Source organism: Oerskovia sp. NPDC060287 (assembly GCF_042726775.1).
Classification (GTDB): domain Bacteria; phylum Actinomycetota; class Actinomycetes; order Actinomycetales; family Cellulomonadaceae; genus Oerskovia; species Oerskovia merdavium.
This window is the reverse complement of the sequence record NZ_JBHXBO010000145.1, coordinates 1-10,404: the sequence shown is the minus strand read 5'-3', so window position 1 is coordinate 10,404 and position 10,404 is coordinate 1. Positions and strand designations below refer to the sequence as shown.

The window sequence follows — 10,404 nt, the reverse complement described above, 5'->3', positions numbered from 1 at the left end:
GCGGTGCGCGGCCGGGGAGGCCGGCGCACCGCCGTCGGGTCGGAGGCCCGAGGCCTCAGGAGGACGCTCGGGTCAGAAGAGCGGCTCGGTCGAGATCTCGTCGGCCGACGGGGCGACGACCTCGAGGTCCTCACCCCAGTTGGAGAACGTCATCTCCATGCTCGTGCCCATGACGTCCATGACGACCTTGCGCATGAGGTCGTCCGCGTCGATCCAGTACTGGTAGGTCAGGGTCTCGGGGAGGGCCGTGCCCGCGGCGTCCGCCTGCTCCTTGATCGAACCCGTGAGCTTGGTCGTGTCGACCACGACCGTGTACTGCTGGGCCTTGACGCCGTCGATGTCGACCGGCTCGCCCTCCTTCTCGACACTCGTGATCGCGCCCTCGAGCGCCTCGACGCTCGCCGCGGGGTCCATCTGCTCGGTCAGGCCCTCGAACGACGAGGCCATGGGGTTGGACTCGTCCGCAGGGTCGATCGCGACGAACTTGTTCTGGCTGAGCTCGCCCATGTTCATGTAGAAGATGCCGTCGACGAACCGGACCTGCATCTCGCCCGAGCCGGGGACCGTCATGGTCATGGCGAGGTTCTGCGACCCGTCCGTGAAGACGATGTCGCCCGTCATGTCCATGCTCGTGCCCTGGACCTCGGTCGTGGTCGCCATCGAGACGCTGCCGGCCGCGATCTGCGCGTCGGTGATGCGCTGGACGAAGTTCTCGGCCGTGAGGTCCGACGAGGCCTTCTCGGCAGGAGCCTTGTCCGACTCGGACGAGGCGGAGGCGGAGGACGACGAGGCGGGCGCGTCCGTGCCGGACGAGCAGGCGGCGAGGCCGAGGACCCCGACGGAGGCGACGGACAGGACGGCGATACCGCGGACGAGACGCACGAAGAAGGCTCCCTCAAGGGTGGTGGGGTGGTGTGGCGTGGGGCCACCTCTCCACTCTCCGTGGTGGGCGGACGTTGCGCAATGGGGAGTTGTCCCCCGGAGGGATGATCTTTGCCGTCGGACCCTCCGCCCTGCGGACCGGGGCCGCAGGTCCCGGTCCGGATGCCGAGCCCCTCCCACGGTGCGAGCATCGACGTGGCGCGTGCCGCCGTCGGGCCCGGACCCCCGGGCGGCCGCCGCGCACCGACGCCCGGGAGGAGCCACGTGATCGACACAGTGACGAGCTGGTTCTCCGGCAGCGACATCACCGGGTGGGACGTCCTGTTCGCGGCGCTCGCGGTGCTCGGCGCGTGGATCCTGTCGCGCCTGTCCCGCAAGGCGATCCTCGCGATCGGCGCCCGCACCAAGGGGTTGTCGCCGCAGGTCCTCGCCGTCGTGGCACGCGTGGTGCACTACTTCCTGCTCCTCGTGGGGATCGGGCTGGCCCTGGCGTTCCTGGGCTTCCGCACCGAACCGATCCTCGGCGCGGTGATCGTCGTCGCGATCGTCGCGGTCCTCGCGCTGCGGGGGATCGCGGACAACTTCGGGGCCGCGATCATCCTCCAGACCCGCATGCCCGTGCGCCTGGGCGACGAGATCGAGGCGATGGACTGGACGGGCGTCGTCAAGGAGCTCAACGGCCGGTCGGTCGTCATCCGCACGGTCGACGGGCGCGAGGTCCACCTGCCCAACGCCGCGGTGCTCGCGGGCCCGCTCGTCAACCACTCGGTGCTCGGCGCGCGTCGCGCGACGGTCGAGGTACGGCTCGGTGACGCCCTGCCCGACGAGGTGGCGACCACCGTCCTGCACGCGGTCGGCGCGGCGCACGGCGTCCACAAGAGGCCCGCCCCGGAGTTCCTGACGGTCTCGGTCGAGCCCGCTCGCACGACCGTCCACGTCCGCTACTGGCACGCGCCCACGAACGAGCCGCACGTGACGTCGGCGGTCGTCGCCGCCATCGGCGAGGCGCTGCGCGACCGCCCGGGCGAGTGGGTCGTCACGGGCCAGGTGCCGGTTCCGCCGCTCGTCCCTCCCGCGCCCGTCTGACGGGCACCCTCCTCGCTCCCGCCGACCGGCGGGCACCGACCGTCCGGCCCGACCCGAGAGTGAGGACCCACCGTGCACGCCGCCCTCGTCACGTCGTTCGACCAGCCCCCGCGGTACACGGAAGTCCCGGATCCCGTGCCCGGACCGGGCGAGGTCCTGGTGCACGTCCTCGCCGCGGGCCTGCACCCGCGTGTCCGGTCGGGGGCCGCCGGCACCCACTACACGAGCGACGGCGTGCTGCCGCTCGTCCCCGGGTTCGACGGCGTCGGCCGCACCGACGACGGCCGTCGGGTGTTCTTCGCGGGCCTCCACGCGCCGCGCGGCAGCATGGCCGAGCTCGTCGCCGTCCCCGAAGGGCGCCTCGTCGAGCTGCCGCCCGGTCTCGACGACGTCACGCTCGCGGCGGCCATGAACCCCGCGATGTCCGCATGGCTCGCACTGCGGCACCGCGCCGACCTGCAGCCCGGCGAGAGCGTCCTGGTCCTGGGAGCCACGGGCAACGCGGGGCGCCTGGCCGTCCAGCTCGCCCGGTACGCGGGCGCGAACCGGGTCGTGGGTGCTGGGCGCGACCCGGCATCCCTCGACGCCGTCCTGCGGCTGGGCGCCGACGCGGTCGTCCCGCTCACGGCCGACGACGCGGCCGAACGGTTCGCGCGCGAGGCCGCGGACGTCGACGTCGTCGTCGACTACGTGTGGGGCGCACCGACCGAGCTGGCGCTCGCTGCCGTGACGGGGGCGCGGGCGGACCCTGCGCACCCGCTGCGCTGGGTTCACGTCGGAGCGACCGCGGGACCCACGATCACGCTCCCCGCGGCGACGCTGCGCAAGACGAACGTGCAGGTCAGCGGGAGCGGACAGGGGTCTGTCTCGCCCGCAGGCATGCTCGCGGCGGTCACCGAGCTGGCGGTGGTCCTGCCGCAGGTCCGGCCCGCGGTCGACGTCGTCACGGCCCCGCTGCGCGAGGTCGAGGCCGCGTGGGGCGCCACGACTGCGTCGGGCACCCGGATCGTGCTGGTCCCCTGAAGAAGGTGGCGACGTGCGTGCAGAGGGTGCGGCCGGGCCGTCGGGCCGTCGGCTCGTTCACCCGCTGCTCGTCGAGCAGAAAGTGCACGCACGTGCCACCGTCGTTGCGGACGATCGTCACGACGAGGAGTAGGACATGGCGCAGGCGCGGCACCGCCGGAAGTCGATGTGGAACAAGATCTGGGGCTCGGTGGCGGCCGTCGTGGTGGCACTGCCGCTCGTCGCGGTACCCGTGTCGACGGCCGCCGCGGAGGAGCAGGGCTTCCTGACGGTCAAGAAGTCGGCCTCGGTCACCGAGGTCGTGCCGGGGCAGACCTTCACGTACACGGTCGAGATCGGGTGCACCACGTTCGGTGCAGGATGCACCAACGCGGCCCTGAGCGACCTGGTGCCCGACGGGCTGATCGTGGTCGGGACGCCGACCCTGGGTGGCACCACGACGGGCGACGTGACCGTGACGGGCAACCAGGTCGACGTCGTCTTCACCAACTCGCTCGCCGACCCGGTCGGGTCGATCGGGATGCCCGCCGCGTCCACGGCCATCGTCACGATCACGGTCCAGGTCGACCCGGACCTGCCCTACTCGGCGAGCGGCGTCCCGATCGTCAACACGGCGACCGCGGACGGCACCAACACGGATCCCTCCTCGGCGACCGCACCGGTCACGCCCACGGTGCCCCTGGACCTCGGCACCACCGCGACCAAGACGGTCGAGCCCGCGTCCGCGCCCGCCGTCCCCGGCACCGCGCTGACCGCGACGATCGGGGCGACGAACACCTCCAACGCGCCCGTCGACTCGCTCACGCTCACCGACCCCGCCGATCCCACGGCGACCCCCAGCCCGTTCGAGCACCTCGCGTTCACGGGCTTCGGGACCGTGACGTTCCCGCCGGCGGCCGACCAGGTCCAGGTAGAGGTCTGGGACGGCTCGGCCTGGGTCGCAGGTCCGGTCGGCGCCACCCCCGAGCTTCCCGCAGGGGTCGCGCCCGAGGACGTCCAGGGCGTGCGTCTGACGTTCACGAGCTCGACGGGCGCGAAGATCGACGTCGGAGCATCGGCGCAGGTCCCGCTCGAGCTCGAGCAGCGGGCCGGCGTGGCCGATCTCGACGACCCGTTGACGGTCACCAACACGACGTCCTCGGGCGTGGTCCTCGGCGACGAGGACGCGACCTCGGACCCCGCGAGCGACACGTACGAGATCGTCCCCGCCAACCTGTCCGCGACGGCCGGCAAGACGTTCTCGCCCGACCAGGTCACCGCGGGCGACCCGAGCACCGTGACCCTGACGGGGAGCAACACCGGGACGCCCGTCGAGTCCCTCACGATCGCCGAGCCCGGTCCGGGCGCGGCGTCCAACCCGTTCGAGAACGGCCTGACCTTCACGGGCTTCGGCACCGACGGCCAGGGGGCGGGCGTCGTGTGGCCCGCCGACGCCACGGCCGCGACCGTGACCTTCACGTACGACGACGGCACGACCGAGACCCTGACGGCCTCCGGGCCCGGCACGCTGCCGCAGCCGCCGCCCGGCAAGGTCGTGACGGGGTTCGTCGTCGAGTTCACGGGGGACATCGTCGTGGGGGCGCAGGCCACGGTGCCCTTCACGGTCGACACCGACCCCGACCAGGACGTCGAGGAGCTGGCTCACGACAACGAGATCCTCGTGACGGTCGCCGACGGTGGCAGCACCGGGACGGCCACCGCCGAGGACACCCTGACGACGTACGTCGACCGCCTGGCGGTCGACGTGTCCAAGCAGATCAGCCCCGCGCAGATCCTCGCGCGTCCCGGGGAGGTCGCCACGGTCCAGCTCCCCACCCACATCAAGCCCTTCCCCGACTCGACCACCGACGCGACGCACCTCGTGGTGCAGGACCCGAGCGTCGTCCCGCCGAACCCCTCGCCCGACCCCTGGTGGAACGCGTTCGACGCCAAGAGCATCTCGCAGACCGCGATCCCCGCGGGCGCGACCCTCACGATCCGTTACTGGGACGGCACCGACTGGGTCGTGCTGCCCGGCGGCGAGAACCTCGTGGGTCCGCAGATCGTGAACATCCCCATCCCCGACGACCTGAAGGACGACATCCAGGGACTCCAGTTCGACTACGAGAACCCCGAGGGCTTCCCGCCCGGGACCAGCGTCCAGCCGAACTTCACGGCCGAGCTCCGCGACCCGCAGCGGGACGGCACGGCGCTCGAGAACGTCTCGCAGACGATCGAGAACTGCGCGTCGGCGCAGGCGTCGGTCGGTGACGTGTCGGGTGCCGCCGTGGTTCCCTCGCCCTGCCCGACGATCGAGCTGGTCCCGGTCACCCCGGGCACCGGCGACCTGGTCGAGAAGGAGTTCCTGGAGTCGGTCGAGGGTGGTGGCAAGACCGTGATCGCCCGTTCCGGGGACCAGATCGACGCGCGGCTGCACTGGTCGACGGGCGGCTACTCGGGCCTCGACCAGGTCGTGGTCTCCGACGTCGCCGACCCGGAGACCACGGCCGTCGCGGCGTCGGTCTTCGACGCGTTCGACCTCGTGGCGGTCAAGCCGATCACGCCCACGACCGACCCGCTCATGGCCTACGACGCGGTCGAGCGCGTCGAGCTGTGGAACGGCACGGCGTGGGTCGCCGCGACGGACGACCCCTGCACGGCGTCGGCGACGGCGTGCGACGGCACGTTCCCCGGGGTCACGCTGACCGCCGACGAGCAGGCGTCCACGACCTCGGTCCGGCTCGTGGTGATCGAGTCGCCGACCCGCGCCGAGAAGGTCGCGGGCGACCCCGCGCTCCCGCAGCCCGGCGAGGGCGTGTCCCGCTCGTTCGGCAACGACCGGACGATCGACCTCACGTTCGAGGTCCGGGACACCAAGCGCAGCGACGGGTCGCCGGCCCTCGGCAGCACCGCGGGCACGATCTACAACCAGGCGGCGGCGGGCCAGGTCCTCAACACGGCCCGCGTCTCGGGCTTCACCGACGGTTCCCAGGTCGTGACGGACACCGGCTCGGACGTCGTGACGATCATCGACGTCCCGCTCAACGTCGACGTGACCAAGTCGTGGAGCGGCGGGCCGCTGGGCGTCCCGGTCGCGGGCACAGCCACGGAGAGCTACCCCTCGGGCCGCGTGCGGATCGAGGCGACGAACGCCACGGCCGCCAAGGTCGACGAGCTGAGGATCGTGGAGCCGGCCTCCGACGCCCCCGCCGACAACCCGTTCCGGGTGTTCGACGTCAAGGACGTCGTGACGATCTCCGTCCCGAGCGGTGCGACGAGCACGTCCGTGACCCTGATCCGCGAAGGAGGGACCTCGACCACGCACACCCGCGAGGAGGTGCTCGGGTTCGGGGCGGACGAGCTGGCCGACGTCGTCGGGATGTTCGTGACCCACACGGGTCGCATCGACGCGGGCGCCACCACGGTGCTCGTCCTCGACACCCGGCTGCGCGCCGAGATCCGGGGGACGAGCGACCCGGTGACCGTCGCCGACTCTCCCGTGCAGAACCGCACCGAGGCGTCCGTGTCCGACCTGGGGGGCAACGTGGCCGGGGCGGACCCGACCGCCGACGACTCCGCGAGCATCACGCTCGTCCCGCAGGGCATCTCGCTCGAGACGACCAAGACGTTCACGCCCGACGTCGTCGTGGAGCCAGGCACCGGCCCGGTCACGCTGACGCTCACGGGAACCCCGGGCGGTGCGTCGCGAGCCGATCGCATGGTGCTCACGGACGTCGACCCGCAGTTCTGGAACCAGTACGACTTCGAGGGCTTCGGGTCCGCGTTCGGCCTGACAGCGCCGATCGACCGCGTCCAGGTGGACGCGTTCGTGGGTGGCACGTTCGGCACGGACGCGGCCGGGGTCACCGTCACGGGCGGGAGCTGGGTCGAGGGCGAGCCGACCACCGCGGCCGACGTGACGCTGCCCGACGGCGTGTCCCCGGCCCAGGTGCAGGGGCTCCGCTTCACGTTCACGCGGGCCGACGGTGCCATCTGGGAGAACCCGGCGACCCCGACGCAGTCGGTGCCGCTCCAGGTCGAGCGCCGCACCGAGCTGCGCACGGGTGGTCCGGTGCTGTCCGACATGGCGGGCAACGCCCCGGCGCCGGGCGAGACCGCGGCCGGGGTCGCGAGCAACTCGGTCCAGGGGGTCGTCGAGGGTGCCGACCGCGTCGGCGACCTCCCGATCACCGCCACGGACGATGCCGACGCCTCGATCCTCTACCAGCACCTGAGCAACGCGGTGCAGGTCGTGAAGAAGGCCAACGGTGCCGAGGCCGGAGGCTCGCAGGCTCCTGGGGCCTCGTTCCCGTACACGCTCGAGGTGACGAACACCGGCCAGGTGCCGATCGTCGACCCGGTCGTCACCGACCACCTGCCGAGCGACGCGGGCGGGCCCCAGCTCGTGTTCGACCCGGACGCGTACCCCGGGGGGGCGGGCGCGTACGCGTACACCCTCACGGGGGACGCCCCCGACCCGGCGAACGGGCCGGCCGTGCCGACCGACCCGTCCGAGGTCGCGGTCGCGGTGCAGGGCGACGTCGAGCAGCTCCGCTTCACGTTCCCCGCGGGAACGGTCCTCGAGGTGGGGCAGACGTACACCATCACGGTGCAGCTCATGCTCCGCCCGGGCCTGGCCGGCGGGACGGCGGTCGTCAACACGGTCGGTGTCACGGGCGAGCGCCCGTGGGACCAGTGTGTGAGCACCCTCGACCCCACGACGGGCGAGTGCCAGGCGTCGACGACCGTGACCGTCGCCAAGGCCGGCACGCTCCGTTCGGAGAAGCTGGTCCGCGCGGAGGACACCGAGCTCGGTACGTTCAGCTCGACCGGCGAGGGCGAGTGCGTGGCCGACGACGACGGCTTCTACGCCTTCCCGTGCGTCCCGATCACCAAGCCGGCGTCGGACGAGGTGTGGCGCCTGCACTACAAGAACACCGGCAACCTGCCCATGAACCAGCTTCTCGTGGTCGACAAGCTGCCGACCCCGGGGGACACGGGCGCGGGCAACCCGCTGCCGCGCGGATCGCAGTGGCGCCCCCTGCTCGAGGGCAGGAGCGAGCTGGTCGGGGCGCCCGCCGGCTCGTACATGGTCCGGTTCTACACGTTCGACCCCGAGCCGTGCGTCGTCCAGGCGGAGTGCGTTCCGGGTGACTGGATCGACATGACCGGGACCGAGGGCCCGGACGTCCTCGACCGGGTCACCGGGATCATGACCGCGGTCGTCTTCCCCGAGGACAACCTCTTCCAGCCGCTCGACGAGGTCGCGATCGACTTCTGGACGACGACCCCGGCGACGTCCCCGACCGAGGGCCCCGACACCATCGCGTGGAACTCGATCGGTGGGACGGCGCAGACGATCGACGGTGACACCCAGACCTGGATCGCCGCGACCGAGGGCAACAAGGTGGGGGTCGCGCTCGCGACCGGACCCGTGAGCGTGGTCAAGGACGTGACGGGTGAGGGGAAGCACTTCGCACCCGAGTCGTTCTCCGTCCGCCTCGTGTGCACGTCCGGGGCCGGGACCCGTCTCGAGACCGAGGTCCCGCTCGGGGACCGGGGCGACCTGACTCTCGTCGAGGGGGTCCCGCAGACCGTCGAGGACATCCCGTGGGGATCGGAGTGCACCGTGGAGGAGGACGAGGGCGCGGCGCTGCCGACCGACTTCGACGCGACCACGGTCACGGTCGTCCGTGACGACCAGACGCTGCCCGTGGTCATCGCGACGAACCGCTACGACCTCGCCGGCCTCGTGATCGCCAAGACCGTCGACTCCGCGGCGGTCGACCAGGACGGCGAGCCCGTCGCGTACGGCCCGTTCACGGTCGAGGTGCGGTGCACGTTCCTCGGAGAGGACGTCTACGCCGAGGGGTACGGTCCGGACGCCCCGATGGTCCTCGAGGTCCCGGCCGGCGGGCAGGTCGAGCTGACCGGGCTCCCCCCTCGGGCCGAGTGCACGGTGACCGAGACGGGGACGGCGGGGGCGCCGTCGACCACGATCTCGGTCACCCAGGGCGAGGGGGAGCCCGCGACGACCGACGGGACCACGACCGACGTGACGCTCCTGCCGGACTCCGACGGGACCACGGCCAACGCGGTGCTCGTCACGAACACGTTCGACGTGGGCGAGGTCGAGCTGACCAAGGTGGTCGACGGGGAGGGAGCGAGCTTCGGCACGGGACCCTTCACCCTCTCGCTCGTCTGCACGCTCGACGACGCGAGCGGGTCACGGGTCGTGTACGACGGCAAGGTCGTCGTCGGGGGCGACCAGCCGCTCGAGGCGACGGTCGAGAACCTGGCGAGCGGCGCGGTGTGCGTCGTGACGGAGACGGACGACGGCGGTGCGACGTCGGTCGACGTGTCGCCGGGTGAGGTGACGGTCGGGTCGGGCGTTCCGGTCACGGTGACCGTGACGAACACGTTCGACCTGGGGTCCCTCGTGGTCACCAAGGAGGTGACCGGTGAGGGCGCGGAGCTCTACGGCTCCGGACCGTTCGAGGTCACGCTCCGGTGCACGCTCGACGGGGCGGAGATCGAGATCCCGGGCGGAGCCTCGCGGGCCGTGAGCCCCGACGGGCCCGCGACCTACGACGGGCTGCCGGTCGGCGCCGAGTGCGCGGTGACCGAGACCCTCACGGGCGGCGCGACGAGCACGGTCGTGAGCGGCGACGGGGAACCGGTCGTCGTCGAGGCGGGAGAGTCCGCCGAGGTCACCGTGACCAACACGTTCGACGTGGGTGAGGTCCGCGTGGTCAAGCGGCTCTCGGGCTCCGGGGCGCCGCAGCACCAGGGCGACGAGTTCGAGTTCCTGCTCGTGTGCACGCAGGACGTCGACGGCGAGACCGTCCCCGTCGTGGTTCCCGGCGGACCGACCCGGACGGCGTCGGCAGCGACCGACTGGGTCGCGGTGTTCACCGACCTTCCCGTCGGCGCCGCATGCACCCTGACCGAGACGACGTACGGCGGGGCCGACGAGGTCCAGGTGATCGTCGACGGCGAAGGGACGGTGACCGATCCCGAGGCCGCCGCCCCGACCTCGGTCGAGTTCCGCCTGCCGCCGGGAGACGACGTCTGCCTGCCGGTCGAGGTCGTCAACACGTGGGGCACGGCCCGCAGCGCCTCCGGCGCGGCGCCGGTGACCGAGGTCGCGACGGTCTCGGCACGGTTCGCGGGAGCGACTGCGCTCGCGGCACCCGTGATGGCCTCGGCGGCCAGCGTCGGGACGCCCGCGGCGCAGCTGCGCACCGACGCCGGGTGCGACCCCGAACCTCCTGGCGGACTGATTCCGCCCGGGGGTGGCCTGGCCTCGACCGGCGCGGACGGGGTGCCCGTGGCCCTGCTCGCGAGCCTCCTGATCGCGGCAGGCTACGTGCTGGTCCGCAGCACGCGAGGACGCCGGGTCTGACGGGAGCGGCGCCCCCGGTGAGGTGACTC

At 72.5% G+C, this 10,404-nt stretch carries 4 protein-coding genes; 3 read left to right on the top strand and 1 reads right to left on the bottom strand.

Going from position 1 to position 10,404, the window contains the following annotated elements; all coding sequences use genetic code 11:
- Positions 1-72 precede the first annotated feature (72 nt).
- The gene (locus tag ACFWFR_RS13195; protein ID WP_377623253.1) at positions 73-882 is read right to left on the bottom strand and encodes an LppX_LprAFG lipoprotein; all 810 of its coding nucleotides are present in this window, start codon (positions 880-882) and stop codon (positions 73-75) included.
- 264 nt (positions 883-1,146) lie between these two features.
- Between ACFWFR_RS13195 and ACFWFR_RS13190 the strand changes: the two genes are divergently transcribed.
- From ACFWFR_RS13190 to ACFWFR_RS13180, 3 genes are all read left to right on the top strand, one after another.
- On the top strand, positions 1,147-1,968 hold the full coding sequence (locus ACFWFR_RS13190; RefSeq protein ID WP_377623252.1) for a mechanosensitive ion channel family protein: 822 nt from the start codon (positions 1,147-1,149) through the stop codon (positions 1,966-1,968).
- A 72-nt stretch (positions 1,969-2,040) separates the two neighbouring features.
- Complete coding sequence (locus ACFWFR_RS13185; protein WP_377623251.1) at positions 2,041-2,991, top strand: zinc-binding alcohol dehydrogenase family protein; 951 nt, start codon at positions 2,041-2,043, stop codon at positions 2,989-2,991.
- A 136-nt stretch (positions 2,992-3,127) separates the two neighbouring features.
- Positions 3,128-10,375 (top strand): DUF5979 domain-containing protein, encoded by a 7,248-nt coding sequence (locus ACFWFR_RS13180; protein WP_377623250.1) that lies wholly within the window; start codon positions 3,128-3,130, stop codon positions 10,373-10,375.
- Positions 10,376-10,404 lie beyond the last annotated feature (29 nt).